The organism is Agromyces archimandritae, assembly GCF_018024495.1.
Taxonomy (GTDB): domain Bacteria; phylum Actinomycetota; class Actinomycetes; order Actinomycetales; family Microbacteriaceae; genus Agromyces; species Agromyces archimandritae.
Map to the genome: position 1 here is coordinate 324081 of NZ_CP071696.1, position 16852 is coordinate 340932.

At 70.8% G+C, this 16852-nt stretch carries 17 protein-coding genes; all 17 read right to left on the minus strand.

Annotation, left to right across the window (positions count from 1 at the left end; genetic code table 11):
* Positions 1–40: 40 nt before the first annotated feature.
* The 17 genes from G127AT_RS01570 to G127AT_RS01650 all read right to left on the minus strand — a co-directional run bounded on the left by G127AT_RS01570 (position 41) and on the right by G127AT_RS01650 (position 16651).
* Entirely contained in the window at positions 41–1024 is a 984-nt protein-coding gene (locus G127AT_RS01570) for a D-ribose ABC transporter substrate-binding protein (RefSeq protein WP_244857681.1), read from the minus strand.
* A gap of 50 nt (positions 1025–1074) precedes the next feature.
* Positions 1075–2211, minus strand: a complete 1137-nt coding sequence (locus G127AT_RS01575) for an ABC transporter permease (protein WP_210899119.1) — start codon at positions 2209–2211, stop codon at positions 1075–1077.
* Between the two features lie 22 nt (positions 2212–2233).
* On the minus strand, positions 2234–3757 hold the full coding sequence (locus G127AT_RS01580) for a sugar ABC transporter ATP-binding protein (RefSeq protein WP_210899122.1): 1524 nt from the start codon (positions 3755–3757) through the stop codon (positions 2234–2236).
* On the minus strand, positions 3754–4413 hold the full coding sequence (locus G127AT_RS01585; protein ID WP_244857682.1) for a DUF2291 domain-containing protein: 660 nt from the start codon (positions 4411–4413) through the stop codon (positions 3754–3756). The genes G127AT_RS01580 and G127AT_RS01585 overlap by 4 nt, the downstream gene beginning before the upstream one ends.
* Positions 4410–5441: a zinc-dependent alcohol dehydrogenase family protein gene (locus tag G127AT_RS01590; protein WP_210899124.1), complete on the minus strand. Its 1032-nt coding sequence runs from the start codon at positions 5439–5441 to the stop codon at positions 4410–4412. Before G127AT_RS01590 ends, G127AT_RS01585 begins: the two co-directional genes overlap by 4 nt.
* Before the next feature lie 248 nt (positions 5442–5689).
* Positions 5690–6580, minus strand: a complete 891-nt coding sequence (ligD, locus tag G127AT_RS01595) for a non-homologous end-joining DNA ligase (RefSeq protein ID WP_210899126.1) — start codon at positions 6578–6580, stop codon at positions 5690–5692.
* A gap of 25 nt (positions 6581–6605) precedes the next feature.
* Positions 6606–6845: a DUF167 domain-containing protein gene (locus G127AT_RS01600; RefSeq protein WP_210899127.1), complete on the minus strand. Its 240-nt coding sequence runs from the start codon at positions 6843–6845 to the stop codon at positions 6606–6608.
* A gap of 1 nt (position 6846) precedes the next feature.
* On the minus strand, positions 6847–8352 hold the full coding sequence (der, locus tag G127AT_RS01605) for a ribosome biogenesis GTPase Der (RefSeq protein WP_210899129.1): 1506 nt from the start codon (positions 8350–8352) through the stop codon (positions 6847–6849).
* Positions 8349–9059, minus strand: coding sequence for a (d)CMP kinase (cmk, locus tag G127AT_RS01610; RefSeq protein WP_210901719.1), 711 nt, complete (start codon positions 9057–9059; stop codon positions 8349–8351). The genes der and cmk overlap by 4 nt, the downstream gene beginning before the upstream one ends.
* Before the next feature lie 2 nt (positions 9060–9061).
* Positions 9062–10144 (minus strand): prephenate dehydrogenase, encoded by a 1083-nt coding sequence (locus tag G127AT_RS01615; protein ID WP_210899132.1) that lies wholly within the window; start codon positions 10142–10144, stop codon positions 9062–9064.
* Positions 10145–10921: a pseudouridine synthase gene (locus tag G127AT_RS01620; protein WP_210899134.1), complete on the minus strand. Its 777-nt coding sequence runs from the start codon at positions 10919–10921 to the stop codon at positions 10145–10147.
* Entirely contained in the window at positions 10911–11615 is a 705-nt protein-coding gene (scpB, locus tag G127AT_RS01625) for an SMC-Scp complex subunit ScpB (RefSeq protein WP_210899135.1), read from the minus strand. The genes G127AT_RS01620 and scpB overlap by 11 nt, the downstream gene beginning before the upstream one ends.
* The gene (locus G127AT_RS01630; RefSeq protein WP_210899137.1) at positions 11605–12459 is read right to left on the minus strand and encodes a segregation and condensation protein A; all 855 of its coding nucleotides are present in this window, start codon (positions 12457–12459) and stop codon (positions 11605–11607) included. Before G127AT_RS01630 ends, scpB begins: the two co-directional genes overlap by 11 nt.
* A complete protein-coding gene (locus G127AT_RS01635; RefSeq protein ID WP_210899138.1) occupies positions 12443–13330 on the minus strand; it encodes a ParA family protein in 888 nt (295 codons plus the stop codon). The genes G127AT_RS01630 and G127AT_RS01635 overlap by 17 nt, the downstream gene beginning before the upstream one ends.
* A gap of 102 nt (positions 13331–13432) precedes the next feature.
* Positions 13433–14332, minus strand: a complete 900-nt coding sequence (gene xerD, locus G127AT_RS01640; protein ID WP_210899140.1) for a site-specific tyrosine recombinase XerD — start codon at positions 14330–14332, stop codon at positions 13433–13435.
* Entirely contained in the window at positions 14329–14967 is a 639-nt protein-coding gene (locus tag G127AT_RS01645) for an NUDIX domain-containing protein (protein ID WP_210899142.1), read from the minus strand. Before G127AT_RS01645 ends, xerD begins: the two co-directional genes overlap by 4 nt.
* The gene (locus G127AT_RS01650; protein ID WP_425305875.1) at positions 14960–16651 is read right to left on the minus strand and encodes a CTP synthase; all 1692 of its coding nucleotides are present in this window, start codon (positions 16649–16651) and stop codon (positions 14960–14962) included. Before G127AT_RS01650 ends, G127AT_RS01645 begins: the two co-directional genes overlap by 8 nt.
* Positions 16652–16852: the final 201 nt, after the last annotated feature.

Sequence of the window (16852 nt, forward strand, 5' to 3'; positions counted from 1 at the left end):
GCGGATGCCGGGCACCCGCCCGCCCGTGCGGCGGGCCGGCTCAGCCGGAGAAGGTGAAGTCCGCCGTCATCCCGTCGACGTTGTCCTTCGTGATGAGCACGCAGTCGAAGGACTGCTTCTCGGTTTCGGGCGCCGTGCCGGTGCGGATGAACTCGTCGGCGAGCTTGACGGCTTCCTCCGAGAACACGGCGACGGGCTGCAGCACCGTGTATGCGAGCTCGCCCGATCTGACGGCCTCGACCGCGTCGGGCGAGCCGTCGAAGCCGCCGACGACGACGCCGTCGAGCTTCTTCGACTCCTTGAGCGCGGCGATCGCGCCGAGGGCCATCTCGTCGTTGCCGGACATGACGCCGGCGATGTCGGCGTTGGCCTGCAGCAGCGACTGCATCTTGTCGTGGCCCTTGGTGCGATCCCAGTCGGCGACCTCCTTGCCGACCTGTTGCAGCTCGGGGTACTGGCCGAGCACGGTGGTGAAGCCGTTCGAGCGGGTCTGCGCGTTGTTGTCGGACGGAGCGCCGAAGAGCTCGACGTAGTTGCCGGCCTCGCCCATCTGCGTGACCCATTCCTGCGCGCCGATCGCGGCGCCCTGGGCGTTGTTGGAGACGAGCTGCGCCTTCGCGAGGCCTGCCTCGTTGATCTCGGCGTTCACGAGGAACACCGGGATGCCGGCGGCATCGGCCTTCTTGACGGCCGCGATCGAGCCGTCGGCGTTGGCCGGGTCGAGGATGATGGCCTTCGACTTGCTGGAGATCGCGGTGTCGATGAGGGTGTTCTCGGTGTTGGCGTCGCCCTTGTGGGCGGCGACCTTCGTCTCGTAGCCGAGGTCCTTCGCGGCGGCCGCCGCAACGTCGCCCTCGGTCTTCCAGTACGGGTTCGACGGGTCGTTGACGATGATCGTGATGAGGCCGCCGGCCTCGCCGTCGCCTGCGTCGCTCCCGTCGGCGCTCCCACCGGAGCAGGCGGTGAGGCCGAGGACGAGCGCGCCGGCCGCGGCGAGCGTCGCGAACGCCTTGTTGCGCATCATGGTTGGATCCTTTCTGCGTGGTTCGGCAGCGGTCTTCGATGCCGATGTGGTCAGCGGGTCTCGGCGGGCGCCGGGGCCTCCTGAACCGGGGTGGGGTCGGTGGATGCCGGCCCGCCCGGCGCGGGCGGCGCCGGCGGTGCGGCCGGGCGCTTGCGGCGGCCGTACTGCAGGGTGTTCAGCAGCACGGCGACGACGATCACGGCACCCATGAACACCATCTGCCAGTAGGCGGAGACGCCGACGATCACGAGCCCGTCGGAGAGGAAGCCGATGACGAAGGCGCCGAGCAGGGTGCCGCGCACGTTGCCGCGGCCACCGGTGAGGGCCGCGCCGCCGATGACGACGGCGGCGATCGCGGTGAGTTCGTAGCTGTCGCCGGCGGTGGGGCTTGCGCTCGTCAGCGTCGAGGCGAGGATGAGCCCGGCGATCGCGGCGCAGATCCCGGAGCCGACGTAGACCCACACCTTGACCCGCTTCACGGGCACGCCCGAAAGCTCGGCGGCCCGTTCGTTGCCGCCGGAGGCGTACAGCCAGCGGCCCCATTTGGTGCGGCCGAGCACGAAGCCGAGCACGAGCGCGACGACGATCATGATGATGACGCCGATCGGGATGTTCAGGATGCGGTTGAAGCCGAGCCATTCGAAGCCCGTGTTGCCGAGGGCCTCCTCGCCGGCGAGGTCGTTGATGGTCAGCCCGTCGGTCATGAGCAGGGCGAGCCCGCGGACGGCGTAGAGCATCCCGAGCGTCGCGACGAAGGGCGCCACCTTGAACCGGGCGACGAGGATGCCGTTGACGAGGCCGACAAGGGCGCCGATGCCGACCGAGAGCAGCACGACGACCGGCACGCTCGGCACGAGCGTGATCCCGAGGAGGTGGATGGGCACTCCCTGCAGCAGGAAGCCGGCGATGATCGCCGAGAAGCCGAGCGTCGAGCCGACCGAGAGGTCGATGCCGCCGTTCAGGATCACCAGCAGCATCCCCATGCCGAGCATGGCGTAGATGGCCACATGCGAGGCCATGATGAGGAGGTTCTCGACCGTCAGGTAGTTCGGGGAGAGGATCGAGAACACCACGATGATGAGGATGAGTGCGAGGAAGGCGCGGCCTTCGACGAGGAGTTTCGCGGCCGAGAACCGCTTCTTGCGTTCGATGACGGTGGTCGTCGTCGTCGTCGTCGTTGTCGTCATTGTCGTCGGATCCGTTCTGGGCTCAGGCCGCCACGGCCTCGCCGGAGGCCGCCATGATCATGTCCTTGCTCGCCTCGGGCGTGAACTCGGCCGAGATCCGACCGCGTCGCATCACGATGATCCGGTGGGCGATGCTCAGGCACTCGCCGACCTCCGAGGTGGAGTAGACGACGGCGAGGCCCTGCCGGGCACGGGCGGCGAGCAGGCGGAAGACCTCCGCCTTCGCACCGACGTCGATGCCGCGGCTGGGTTCGTCCAGCAGCATGACCCGCGGCGAGGTGCCGACGATCTTGCCGATGACGACCTTCTGCTGGTTGCCGCCCGAAAGGGCGCCGACGGGCAGCTCCGGCCCGGGCGTCTTGACGGTGACGGCGGTGATGAGTTCCCGGGCGCGCCCGCGTTCGCGGCGGCGGGAGACCATGCCGTGTTCGAGGTCGTCGTCGAGGCTCGCGAGGGTCAGGTTGGTGCCGACATCGAAGGTCTGCACGAGGCCGTCCTGCTGACGGTCCTCGGGCACGAGGCCGACGCCGGCGGCGAGGCGTTCGGCGATCGTGTCGCCGAGGATCGAGCGGCCGTCGAGCCGGATGCTTCCGCCGGCGACGGCTTCGCGCCCGGCGATCGCCTCGAGCAGTTCGGTGCGGCCGGCGCCCATGAGCCCGTAGATGCAGACGATCTCCCCGGCGCGAACCTCGAGGTCGAGGCCGTCGACGACGGCGCGTTCGGGGTTCTCGCGGTCGAGCACGGTGACGCCCTCGACGCTCAGCACCGGCTCGCCGAACGCGTAGCCGGTCGGCGGCGAGCCGAGGTCGAAATCGTCGCCGACCATGTTCCGCACGATCCATTCGAGGTCGATGTCGGCGCGTTCGCCGCGGGCGGTCATGGTGCCGTCGCGCAGCACCACGGCGTGGTCGGTGATCTCGAGGGCTTCCTCGAGGTGGTGCGAGATGTAGACGATCGCGACTCCGCGAGCCAGCAGCTCGCGGATGATGCCGAAGAGCACCTCGACCTCGACCGCGGCGAGGGCGGAGGTCGGCTCGTCCATGATGAGGATGCGGGAGTCGACCGAGAGCGCGCGAGCGATCTCGACGATCTGCTGCTGGCCGACGCGGAGGTCGGAGACGAGTGCGTCGGCGGGGATCGGCAGTCGCATCTCGGCGAGCAGCGCCTCGGCCTGCCGGGTCTCCTCGGCGTAGTCGATGCCGAACGGGCCTCCGATCTCGCGCCCCATGAAGATGTTGTCCCGCACGGTGAGGTTGGGGGCGAGGCTCAGCTCCTGGTGGATGATCGAGATCCCGCGATCGCGTGCCTCGCTCGTGCTGGCGAGCACGACGGGTTCGCCGTCGAGGAGGATCTCGCCCGAGCTCGGCTGTTCGACGCCGGAGAGGATCTTCATGAGCGTCGACTTGCCGGCGCCGTTCTCGCCGAACAGGGTCGTGACGGTGCCGGGCCGGATGGCGAAGGTGACGCCTTTCAGGGCGCGCGTGCCGCCGTAGTCCTTCACGATGTCGCGGCCCTCGAGCACCGGGGCCTCGTGCTCGGCGCTCATCCCTGCTCGAGTTCCGTCGGGGTGACGAGCCACGCATCCGGGTTCACGAGGGTGAACGCGCCGGTGACCTCGACGGTCCGCCCGGTGAGGGATGCCGTGTCGATGCCGGCGAGCACGGCCGTCTTGAGTTCTTCGTTCAGGGCGCTCGCAGCGTTCTGGTACTCGATCTGGTTCGTGAACTGGCCGAAGGCGATGTCGCCGGTGGCGTCGCGCAGCTCGGTGCCGTTGATGGCGGGCCCGGTCTGCATGCGGACGGTGAGGCCGGCGGGCAGCCCATCGACGGCGACATCGTAGATGCCGGAGGCTCCCTCGCCGACGACGCCGGTGAAGGTCACACTGTAGACCGGGCCGCCGGAGCTCTCGACGGCGAACTCCTCGGCGGCGGCGTCGGGGTCGGCGGCGATGGCCTCGGCGAGGCTCGCGGCGTCCTCGGCGCGTTCGGCGACTGCGGCCTGCACCTTCGGGAAGGTCTCGGCGCCGAAGGTCGCCGGGTCGAAGGCGTCCGCACCGGCGGATGCCCGCGCATCCCCGTCGGGCACGACCTTGGTGCCGAGGACGACGCCGGCCACCACGAGCACGAGGATACCGATCCGGATGCCGCGCCGTACCGCGGGGCTCGTCCCGCGCCGCGGTGCGCGGGCGGCGGTCGCCGTCACCGCAGCACCCGGGATTCGGTGTCGTTCGGTCGGATCTGGAGCTTGCGGCCCTCGCCCCGGCGGAACAGCTCGAGGGCCTCGGCGTAGTCGTCGAGGGTGAAGGAGTGGCTGATCATGGCTTTCGCGTTGATGGCGCCGGCCTCGAAGAGTTCGACGGCGCGGCCGAAGGAGTTCAGCACGGCCATGGTGCCGACGAAGGTGATCTCGTCGCGGTACACGCGGAACGGCGAGAACTTCGCGGTGCGGTCGGCCGGGGCGACCCCGAAGTCCTGGAAGTAGCCGGCGGGCTTGACGCGGGTGACCGCGTCTTCGATCGCGTTGATGTTGCCGGTGCAGTCGATGACGACGTCCCACTTCTCACGGTCGGCGTCGTCGGCGCTCGTGTAGCGCAGCTCGATGCCGCACTCGGCGGCGGTCTGCAGGCGGTCGGCGTTCAGGTCGACGATCGTGACGCTGACGGCCCCGGCCCGCGTGGCGAGCTGGGCCATGAGCAGGCCCATGGTGCCGGCGCCGAAGACGAGCACGTGGTCGCCGATGCGGCGCGGCAGCATGTCCCAGCCGCGGATGGCGCACGCCAGGGGTTCGATGAGTGCGGCCTCGTAGAGGTCGGTGTCGGGGCGGAGCTTGTAGACGTTCCGCGAGGGGGCCGTGAAGTACTGCTGCGATGCGCCGTCGGAGGCGACGACGCCGAGGCCGTTCCACTGCGGGCAGAGGTTCTGGTGGCCGTTGATGCAGAACTCGCATTCGCCGCAGGTCGTCGAGGGGTTGACGGCGACGTGGTCGCCGACCTCGAAGTCGTAGGAGCCGTCGTTGACGCCCTCGCCGAGGGCGACGATCGTGCCGGTTGCTTCGTGGCCGGGCACCAGCGGGTAGACGGTGCCCTCGAACTCGCCGTCGAAGACGTGGGTGTCGGTTCCGCAGATGCCGACGGCCGCCGTCTCGATCAGGATCTCCTTGTACCCCGGTTCCGGCATCGGCCGCTCCTGCAGGGCCAGGCGGCCTTCCGATTCGAATACCACTGCGCGCATCTTCGCTCCCGTCAGCCGGGGCCGGTCGCCCCGCGGGTCCCGCATCATCCCGTCGCGGCCGTCGCCGGCATCCACTGCGATGTCGGCGATCGGATCGGCCGCGGTCGGGGTCGAGACCCCATGTTAGATTCATGTGATCTTGTAACTCGATCACGTTAGATTTCACCATAGGTTCGGGCGGCAGGGAATGTCAAACGGCTCGCAGAAGTCGACGTCGACCGCGGATCCCGAGCCGTCGCGGCGCCGCCTCAGAGCCCGGCCCGCTCCAGCAGATCCCCGTCGGCGCCGAGCCGAGCGAGCACCTCGGCGGGCCCGAGCTGCCGGATGCCGGGCTCGAGTTCCTCCCACTCGCGCGGGGCCGCCGCGGTCGGCGAAGCCCCCTTGCCGCGCAGCGTGTACGGGGTCGCGGTCGAACGCGCGGGGTGGTTCTGGCTCCAGTCGAGGAACACCCGCCCCACCCGATGCTCCTTGCCGACCTGCGCGACCAGCTCGCCCGGGTGGGCTGCGGCCAGCTCACGCGCGATGCGCCCGACGAACGCGTGCACGCTGCGGCCCGTCGCCCGCCCCGGCAGCGGCGCGTACAGGTGCAGACCCTTGCCGCCGCTCGTCACCGGCGTGGTCTCGAAGCCCTCCTCGGCCAGGCGCGCACGAATCAGGTGCGCGGCGGCCGCGCATTCGGCGAGGCCGGCGCCTTCGCCGGGGTCGAGGTCGATGACGAGCCGGTCGGGGCGGTGGATGCCGCCGCGCGGCCCCGTGCGCCACTGCGGCGTATGCAGCTCGATCGCCGCCTGGTTCGCCATCCACATGAGGCCGTCGAGGTCGTCGATGAACGGGTAGACGACGGTCTTGGCGGGCTTGTCGCTGCCGGGGTTCGCCGTCAGCGGCAACCGCCGCAGCCATTCGGGGGCGTATCGCGGGGTGTTCTTCTCGAAGAATCGGGTGCCGCCGACGCCGTCGGGGAAGCGGATGCGGGTCACCGGCCGGTTCGCGAGCTGCCGGAGGATGACGGGCGCGACGGCCGCGTAGTAGTCGGCGAGGTCGCGTTTGGCGAAGCCGTCCTCGAAGAGCGCCTTGTCGGGCCTGGTGATGCGCACACGCGCGGCGGCGCCCGTGCGCCCCGCTCCCCCGTTCGCGGCCATGCCTCCACGCTACCGCGCAGGCCCCCTACGCGATCCCGTCGACGCGGATCCGTTTGATGCGCGAACCCGCCCCGCGCAGCAGGTGCACGTTCGACGGTGCGATGCCGAAGTGGGCGGCGATCGCACGCAGCGTCCCCGCGTTGGCGGCGCCGTCGACGGCACGCTCGCGCACGAACACCACGAAGTCGACGGACGGGTCGTCCGGTGCCTCCTCGACGGCCGGCCCCTTCCGGCTGCCGGGCTTCACGCGGACGGTGAAGTCCACCTCAGCGCTGCCGCCGCTCGCGCACGCGCATGTTCACGACGATCGGCGTGCCCGCGAAGCCGTACAGTTCGCGCAGGCGCCGCTGGATGTATCGGCGGTACCCGGGGTCGAGGAACCCGGTCGTGAACAGCACGAAGGTCGGCGGCCGGGTCGCCGCCTGCGTGCCGAACAGGATGCGCGGCTGCTTGCCGCCGCGGACGGGGTGCGGATGCTCCTGGGTGAGCTCCGTGAGGAAGGCGTTGAACTTGCCCGTCGGGATGCGGGTGTCCCACGACTCGAGGGCGAGCTCGAGGGCGGGCACGAGCTTCTCGAGGTGCCGGCCGGTGCGCGCGGAGATGTTCACGCGCGGCGCCCAGGCGACGTGGGCGAGGTCCTGCTCGATCTCCCGTTCGAGGTACCGTCGGCGATCATCGTCGAGCAGGTCCCACTTGTTGTAGGCGATCACGAGCGCCCGGCCCGATTCGAGCACGAGGTCGATGATGCGCACGTCCTGCTCAGAGATCGGCTGGCTGACGTCGATGACGACGACGGCGACCTCTGCTTTCTCGAGCGCGGCCTGGGTGCGCAGCGACGCGTAGAAGTCGGCGCCCTGCTGCAGGTGCACGCGGCGGCGGATGCCGGCGGTGTCGACGAAGCGCCACACCTTGCCGCCGAGCTCGATCTGTTCGTCGACGGGGTCGCGGGTGGTGCCGGCGAGCTCGTTGACGACGACCCGCTCCTCGCGAGCGGCCTTGTTCAGCAGGCTCGACTTGCCGACGTTCGGCCGTCCGACGATCGCGACGCGGCGGGGGCCGCCGACCTCCTGCTTGGCGACGGCCGAGACCTCCGGCAGCACTTTGAAGACCTCGTCGAGCATGTCGGCGACGCCGCGGCCGTGCAGGGCGGAGACGGGGTACGGTTCGCCGAGGCCGAGGTTCCAGAGCGCGGCCGCCTCAGGCTCCTGCCGGGTGTCGTCGATCTTGTTGGCGAGCAGGAACACGGGCTTCTTCGTCTTGCGGAGCAGCCGGACGACGTGCTCGTCGGTCGACGTGGCGCCCACGACGGCATCCACGACGAACAGCACGACGTCGGCGAGGTCGATGGCGACCTCCGCCTGCGCGGCGACCGAAGCGTCGATGCCTTTCGCGTCCGGCTCCCAGCCGCCCGTGTCGACGAGCGTGAAGCGGCGGCCGAGCCATTCGCCGCGGTACGAAACGCGGTCGCGGGTGACGCCCGGGGTGTCTTCGACGACCGCCTCGCGGCGGCCGAGGATGCGGTTGACGAGTGCCGATTTGCCGACGTTCGGCCGGCCGACGATCGCGATGACGGGCAGCGCCGGTTCGTAGCGCACGCCCTCCTCGCCGTCGCCGGCGCCCTCGAGCATCTCGAGGTCGTCGCCCTCGAGCTCGTAGTCGTCGAGGCCGCGCCGGAGCACGGCGGCCCGCTGCTCGGCGAGCTCGTCGTCGACGCCGGCGAGGCGCTCGGCGAGGTTGTCGTCTTCGGCCGGATCGAACTCGCGGTCGGTCATGAGGTGCTCCTCGTGGTCTGTGCGCGGCCGTCGTCGATGACGCCCACCACGGCGTCGACGGTCTCGCCGAAGTCGAGCTCGGTGGAGTCGACGGTGGTGACGCCCGCTGCGGCGTTCATGAAATCGACGACCTTGCCGTCGGCGCGGTCGCGTCGCTTGAGCGACGCGCCGGCGCCGGCCGCCGCGTCGCCGAGTTCGGCGGTGCGGCGGGCGATGCGCGCCTCCTCGCTCGCGGTGAGCAGGATCCGCACCGGCGCATCGGGGGCGACGACGGTGGTGATGTCGCGGCCCTCGACGATGATGCCGGGGCGTTCGGTCGCGAGCATGATCGAACGGAACAGTTCGGTGAGGCGGGCGCGCACCTCGGGCACGCGGGCGACGCGGCTGACGGCGGCCGAGACGACGGGCTCGCGGATGGCGTCCGTCACCTCCTCGTCGCCGACGCGAACCCGCACCTCGTCGGGATCGGTGCCGATCTCGTAGGCGAAGCTCGGCAGGAGTTCCACGATCGAGGCGCTCACATCCTCGGGGGCGTCGGCCGACAGGTCGAGCCCGCTCGCCAGTGCATGCCAGGCGAGGGCGCGGTAGGCGGCTCCCGTGTCGAGGTAGGCGAAGCCGAGTCGGCGGGCTGCGGCCTTCGACACGCTCGACTTCCCGCTTCCGGCGGGGCCGTCGACGGCGACGATGAATGGCAGCTCGATGGTCATGTTCACCCGGCGATCCGCCAACCGCGGGCGGTCAGCTCTTCGGTGAGGCGTTCCTGCGCCTCGGGGACGGTGGAGATCTCGGCGAGGCCGATCTGGGCCTCGGGCGAGTGCTCGAGGCGCAGGTCCTCGATGTTGACGCCGGCCTCGCCGACGTCCTGGAAGAGGCGAGCGAGCTGCCCAGGCCGGTCGTCGACCATGACGATGAGGCTCGTGTAGCGACGGTCGACGCCGTGCTTGCCGGGGATGCGGCTCTCGCCGGTGTTGCCGCCGGCGAGCTCTTCGGCGATGCGGCGGCGCGCACCGGGGGCCTCGATGTCGTCGAGGGCGCGGATGAAGCGGTCGAGGTCTTCGCGGAAGGCGCGCAGCACCTGGGCGACGGGTGCAGCGTTCGCGCCGAGGATCTGCACCCACAGTTCCGGATCGCTCGCCGCCACCCGCGTCATATCGCGCAGTCCCTGGCCGGCGAGGTTCAGCGCCGCATGCGGGGCGTCGGTCAGCCGTCTGGCGAGCACCGAGGAGACGACCTGCGGCACATGCGAGACGAGCGCGACGGCGCGGTCGTGCTGTTCGGGGGTCATCTCGACGAGGATGCCGCCGAGGTCGAGGATGAGGTCGTCGACGATGCCGCCCTTGCGGTACGTGATCGCCTCGTGGGCCGCGACGACCCACGGCCGCCCGGCGAAGAGATCCGCGCGCCCCGCCATGGGGCCGCCGCGTTCCCGGCCGGCCATGGGGTGCGAGCCGATGTAGCGGGTGACGTCGGCGCCGCGCTCGATGAGCTCGTGCAGGATCTGCAGTTTCACGCTCGCGACGTCGGTGACGATCGCCTCGGGGTAGCGGGCCAGTTCGGCGGCGACCACATCGGCGGTCACATCCGGCGGCGTGCACACGACGACGAGTTCCGGGCGGTCGTCGTCGGCGGTCGCCCGGCCGGCGCCGTAGTCGACGGCGATGCCGAGGTTCGTCGGCGAAGCGTCGTCGAGCACCACCTCGATGCCGCGCGCGCGCAGACCGAGGCCGATGCTCGCTCCCAGCAGTCCGACGCCGACGATGCGCACCGGGCCCGCAAGCCGCGATTCGACCACTCAGTTCCCCTCTCGATCGGCCCCCGCCCGACGCGAGATCGTGAGCAAACGGCCGAGTTCAACCTTAGTCAACTCCCGCATCGCCCCCGACCGGAGGGTTCCCAGGTGCAACGGCCCGAAGCTGCGGCGCACGAGGTCGACGACGGGGTAGCCGGCCGCGGCGAGCATCCGCCGCACGATGCGGTTGCGACCGGAGTGCAGGGTGACCTCGACGAGCGAATGCCCGGCATCCGCACCCCGCTGCTGCAGGATGCGGCCCGAGTCGATCGCGATCGGGCCGTCCTCGAGCTCGATGCCGTGCTTCAGACTCTGCAACGCCTGCGGGCTCATCCGCCCGCGCACCTTCGCGATGTACGTCTTCTCGACGCCGAAGGAGGGATGGGCCAGCACATGCGCGAGTTCGCCGTCGTTCGTGAGCACGAGCAGGCCGCTCGTCTCGGCGTCGAGACGGCCGACGTTGAAGACGCGTTCCTCGAGCTCGGCGGTGAAGCCCGAGAGGTCGGGCCGGCCGTGCTCATCGCGCATCGACGAGACGACGCCGCGCGGCTTGTTCAGCATGTAGTAGCGCTTGCCGGCATCCAGCTGCACGGCCGTGCCGTCGACGTCGACGAGATCGTGCTCCGGGTCGATGCGGGTGCCGAGTTCGGTGACGACGCGGCCGTTGACGCGCACGCGGCCGGCGACGATGAGCTCCTCCGAGGCGCGGCGCGAGGCGACGCCGGCGGCGGCGAGCACCTTCTGCAGGCGCACGCCCTCGGCTGCAGGTTCAGCGGACATCGAGTTCGAATCCGTCCTGTCCGTCGTCGAGCAGCGGCGAGATCGGCGGCAGCTCGTCGAGCGAGGTGATGCCGAGGTTCACGAGCAGCTGCTCGGTCGTGCCGTAGAGGATGGCGCCCGTCTCGGCGTCGGTGCCGACCTCGGTGACGAGTCCGCGCCCGAGCAGGGTGCGCACCACCGAGTCGACGTTCACGGCGCGGATCGAGGCCACCTGCCCGCGCGAGACGGGCTGCTTGTAGGCGATCACCGAGAGCGTCTCGAGGGCCGCCTGCGAGAGCTTCGGGGGCGTCTGCGACTGCACGAAGGCGCCGACGAGTCGGTCGTACTCGCCGCGCACGTAGAAGCGCCAGCCGCCGCCGACCTCGCGCAGTTCGAAGGCGCGGCGGATGCCGGCGCCCGCGGCATCCACCGGGGCATCGGTGCGCGGCTCGCCCGAAGTGCCCTGGCCGTCGTAGTCGCGGACGAGCCGGGCGACGGATGCCCGCACCTCGGCGATGGGCCGCGCGACCGCCGTGGCCAGGCTCACGTACGACTGCGGTTCGTCGGCGATGAAGAGGATCGCCTCGAGGGCGCGGTCGAGGTCGAGGCGCGGCTGCCCGGGCACGTCGAGCGGCGTCGCGATCGAGATCTCGGGCGACTCCGGCTCCTCGCCGTCCGCGCCGAGCTCGATCACCGCCTCCACGTCATTCGTCATAGTCCGCTCCCAGGGTCGCCAGCTTCGCATCCGACCACTCCTCGGCGGTCCAGCGCAGGGTCAGCTCGCCGAGCGGCTCGAGCTGCTCGAAGGCGATCGCCGCGTGGCGGTAGAGCTCGAGCACGGCGAGGAACCTCGCTACGACGATACCCGGCCGGTCGACGCCGGCGATCAGCTGCCGGAAGCTCGTCTCGCCTCGCCGCAGCACCGCGACGACGTGCGCGGCCTGCTCGCGGATCGACACGAGCGGCGCATGCAGGTGGTCGAGGCCGACGACGGGGATCTCGCGCGGGGCGAAGGCGAGGGTGGCGATGGCGGCGAAATCGGCGAGGCTCGTCGTCCAGCGCAGCTCGACGGGCTGCTTGCGGAAGCGTTCCTCCAGTCGCACGCTGCGTGCGTGCCGCGAGCCCTCCGCCTCGAGCCGCGACGCGAACCATCCCGAGGCCTCCTTGAAGGCGCGGTACTGCAGGAGCCTGGCGAACAGCAGGTCGCGGGCCTCGAGCAGGGCGACGTCTTCGGCGTCGACGAGCTCGCCCTGCGGCAGGAGTCCTGCGACCTTCAGGTCGAGCAGCGTCGCGGCGACGACGAGGAACTCGCTGGCCTGGTCGAGCTCGGCCGGCCCCGCATCGTCGAGCCCGCGCAGGTAGGCGATGAACTCGTCGGTCACCTGCGAGAGCGAGACCTCGGTGACGTCGAGTTCGCGTTTCGTGATGAGCGAGAGCAGCAGATCGAACGGGCCCTCGAAGTTCGAGAGGGCGACGCGGAACGAACGATCCTCCCCCGCCGACTCGGTCACCGGCTCGGTCGGGGTGACCGTCGCGACGGCCTCAGGCGGCGGCGCCACGGAAGACCAGCTCCCTGGCGAGCTGCCGGTACGCGTTCGCCGCCGGGTGCTCGGGGGCGAATTCGGTGATCGGGGTGCCGCTGACGGTGGCGTCGGGGAACTTCACGGTGCGCGAGATCACCGTCTCGAGCACGGTGTCGCCGAAGGCCTCGACGACGCGCTCCAGCACCTCCCGCGAGTGCAGGGTGCGCGAGTCGAACATGGTCGCCAGGATCCCGTCGAGCTTGATCGCCGGGTTCAGCCGGTCGCGCACCTTGTCGATCGTCTCGATGAGCAGGGCGACGCCGCGCAGTGCGAAGTATTCGCATTCGAGCGGGATGAGCACGCCGTGGCTGGCCGTCAGCGCGTTCACGGTGAGCAGGCCGAGCGAGGGCTGGCAGTCGATGAGGATGACGTCGTAGTCGCCGGCGACTCGGCGCAGCACCCCGGCGAGGATCTGCTCGCGCGCGACCTCGCTGACCAGGTGCACCTCGGCCGCCGACAGGTCGATGTTCGCCGGGATCACGTCGAGGCCGGCCACATTGGTGTGCTGGATGGCGTCGGCGACGGGCATCTTGTTCGACAGCAGCAGGTCGTAGATCGTCGGCACGTCGTGGGTGCGCACGGCCAGGCCCGCCGAGAGGGCGCCCTGCGGGTCGAAGTCGATGGCGAGCACGCGCCGGCCGTAGTCGGCGAGCGTCGCGCCGAGGTTGATGGTCGTCGTCGTCTTGCCGACGCCGCCCTTCTGGTTGCAGAGCGCGATGATGCGGGCGGGGCCGTGCGAGGCCAGCGGCTCGGGCTCGGGGAAGTCGCGCCGGGGTCTGCCCGTGGGCCCGAGCTCCGACTCGAGGGTGACGGTGCCGTCCGCCTGGTCGTGCTGGGGAGTGGTCACGAGAGGTCTCTTCCTGATTCCGCCGGGTGCGTTGCTCCGAGCATTCTAGGGCGTGTTGCGGGCGTCCGCGCGGAGCCCCGGCGCGTGGCGGCCCGCCGCAGCTCAGCGGGCACGCGGGTGCGCGGCCGTGTACATGTCCCGCAGGGTGTCGACGGTGACCATCGTGTAGATCTGCGTCGTGGCGACGGATGCGTGCCCGAGCAGCTCCTGGACGACGCGGACGTCGGCACCGCCGGCGAGCAGGTGCGTCGCGAAGGAGTGGCGCAGGGTGTGCGGGGAGACGTGCGCGGCGAGGCCGGCGCGTTCGGCGGCGTCCTGGATGACCCACCAGGCGCTCTGCCGCGAGAGGCGCGCACCGCGCACCCCGAGGAAGAGCGCGGGCGTCGCTTTCCCTCGCGCCGAGAACACGGGTCGCGCACGCACGAGGTAGGCGTCGATCGCACGCCTGGCGTAGCTGCCGACGGGCACGATCCGCTGCTTGCCGCCCTTGCCGAGGAGTCGTACGACCTCGCCGTCGATGAGGTCGTCGACGTTCAGGGCGACCGCCTCCGAGACGCGCGCCCCGGTCGCGTAGAGCAGTTCGAGGAGGGCCTTGTCGCGCACACGCTCGGGCTCATCGCCGTCGGTGGCGGCGAGCAGGCGCTGCACGTCTTCGATCGGGATCGCCTTGGGCAGGCGCGACGGCGGTTTCGGGGGGCGGATGCCGCGAGCCGCGTCATCGTCGAGTTCGCCCTCCTCGACGAGGAATCGGTGCAGGCCGCGCACGGCCGACAGGATCCGGGCGACGGAGCTCGGCGCGAGCCCGGCCTCCCCCGACATCCACCGTGAGAAGGCCGCGACGTCCGCCTCCCGCACGGCCGCGAGCGAGCCCGGCCCGGAGCCGTCGAGCCAGCCGAGGTAGCGCTCGAGGTCGCGGCGATAGGCGGCCGTCGTGTTCCGGGCCAGTCCTCGCTCGATCGCGAGATGCCTGAGGTACGACTCGGCGGCGGCCCGGTCGTTCATCCCCGCCCGCGCTCCGTGCGGCCCGGCCATGGCGCGTCGCCGGGTGCGAGGCCGTCCCAGCCGCGGCTTCGCGCCGCATGTGCGGCCAGCACGCCGAGGCAGAGCGAGGGATTGTGCACGCGCCGTGCGAGCACCGCATCGACGCAGTCGTCGAGGGCGACGGACCGGCGCTCCATGTCGGCCTCTTCGCCCTCGCGCGCGAAGGCGGGCAGGGGGCTGAGCCCCCTGGCGAGGTAGATGCGGATGGTCTCGTCGCTGCCGCCGGGAGTGGTCGCGTAGTCGGCGAGCACCTGCCAGGTGGATGCCGCGAGGTCGACCTCCTCGGCGAGCTCGCGCTTCGCGGCGGCGAGCGGATCCTCCCCGGCCACGTCGAGCAGTCCGGCCGGGATCTCCCATTCGCGCATGCGGACGGGGTGCCGGTACTGCTTGACGAGCTGGACGCGCTCTTCGTCGTCGAGGGCGAGGATCGCCACGGCGCCGGTGTGGTCGACGAACTCGCGCACGAGGGTCTCGCCGCCGTAGTCGAACGCCTCGCGGCGCACGTCCCAGATCCGCCCGGTGAAGACGCGTTCGCTCGAGGCGATCGTCACCTCGGCGGGCTCGTCGGCGAGGGGCGCCGCAGCCTGTTCAGTCATGGTTGACGTCGAAGAGCAGGCTCGTGCGCTGCCGTTCGAGGGCCGCGCCCACGAGCCCGCGGAAGAGCGGGTGGGCCGCCGTCGGCCGGCTGCGCAGTTCGGGGTGCGCCTGGGTGCCGATGTAGAACGGGTGCACCTCGCGGGGCAGTTCGACGTACTCGACGAGCTGACGGTCGGGCGAGACGCCCGAGAACACGAGGCCGGCGTCGGCGATCTGCTCACGGTAGGCGTTGTTGACCTCGTAGCGGTGACGGTGGCGCTCGGAGACCTCTTCGGAGCCGTAGAGTTCGGCGGCCAGCGAGCCCTGCTCGAGGCGTGCCGGGTAGAGGCCGAGGCGCATGGTGCCGCCGAGGTCGCCGCCGGCGATGATCTCGACCTGCTCCTCCATCGTCGCGATGACGGGGAACGCGGTGTCGGGGTCGAACTCGGTCGAGGAGGCGCCGGGCAGGCCGGCGACGTCGCGCGAGTACTCGATGACCATGCACTGCAGGCCGAGGCAGAGGCCGAGGGTCGGGATGCCGTTCTCGCGCGCGAAGCGGAGCGCGCCGAGCTTGCCTTCGATGCCGCGCACGCCGAAGCCGCCGGGCACGCAGATCGCGTCGAGCGAGGAGAGGTGCGTGGCCGCCCCCTCCGGCGTCTCGCAGTCGTCGGAGGGGATCCACTGGATGTGCACGCGCGTGTTGTGCGCGAAGCCGCCGGCCCGCAGCGCCTCCGTGACCGAGAGGTAGGCGTCGGGCAGGTCGATGTACTTGCCGACGAGGCCGATCGTGACCTCGTGCTCGGGGTCGTGCACGGCGTCCAGCAGCCCGCTCCAGTTCGACCAGTCGACCTGTGCGGCGTCGAGGCCGAGCTCCTTGATGAGGTACGAGTCGAGGCCCTGCTCGTGCAGCATCGTCGGGATGTCGTAGATCGACGGCACGTCGACGGCGTTCACGACGGCCCGTTCGTCGACGTCGCACATGAGGGCGATCTTGCGCTTGTTCGATTCGGTGACGGGCCGGTCGCTGCGGAGCACGAGCGCGTCGGGCTGGATGCCGATGGAGCGCAGGGTCGCGACCGAGTGCTGGGTCGGCTTCGTCTTCTGCTCCCCCGACGCGCCCATGTAGGGCACGAGGGAGACGTGCACGAAGAACACGTTGTCGCGGCCGAGCTCGTGGCGCACCTGGCGGGCCGACTCGAGGAAGGGCTGCGACTCGATGTCGCCGACCGTGCCGCCGATCTCGGTGATGATGACGTCGGGCTTCGGGTCCTCATGGGCCTGCAGCCGCATGCGCCGCTTGATCTCGTCGGTGATGTGCGGGATGACCTGCACCGTGTCGCCGAGGTATTCGCCGCGGCGTTCCTTGGCGATGACGCTCGAGTAGATCTGGCCCGTGGTGACGTTGGCCGCCTGGCTCAGATTGATGTCGAGGAACCGCTCGTAGTGCCCGATGTCGAGGTCGGTCTCGGCGCCGTCGTCGGTGACGAAGACCTCGCCGTGCTGGAACGGGTTCATCGTTCCGGGATCGACGTTCAGGTACGGGTCCAGCTTTTGCATGACGACGCGCAGACCCCGCGCCGTGAGGAGGTTGCCGAGGCTCGCCGCCGTCAGGCCCTTCCCCAATGAGGAAACGACACCACCGGTCACGAAAATGTGCTTGGTCGTGTCGTTCGAATTGTCCGTGTTCCCGCGCTCTTCCACCACGGGCTTACAGCCTATCCCACTTCACTGCGGATCCCCCGTCATCCCGTCCAGCCCCTCCTTCTTCTCGGCGGATTCCCGGCGAAGACCGCCGGTGCGGGCGGATGCCCGAGCGCATCGCCGCCGCCCGGCGATGGATGCCGTGCCTCATCCTCGCATCGCGGTGCCGCCCGCCGGCGGCGCCCCGCCGCGCCGTGCTCGGGC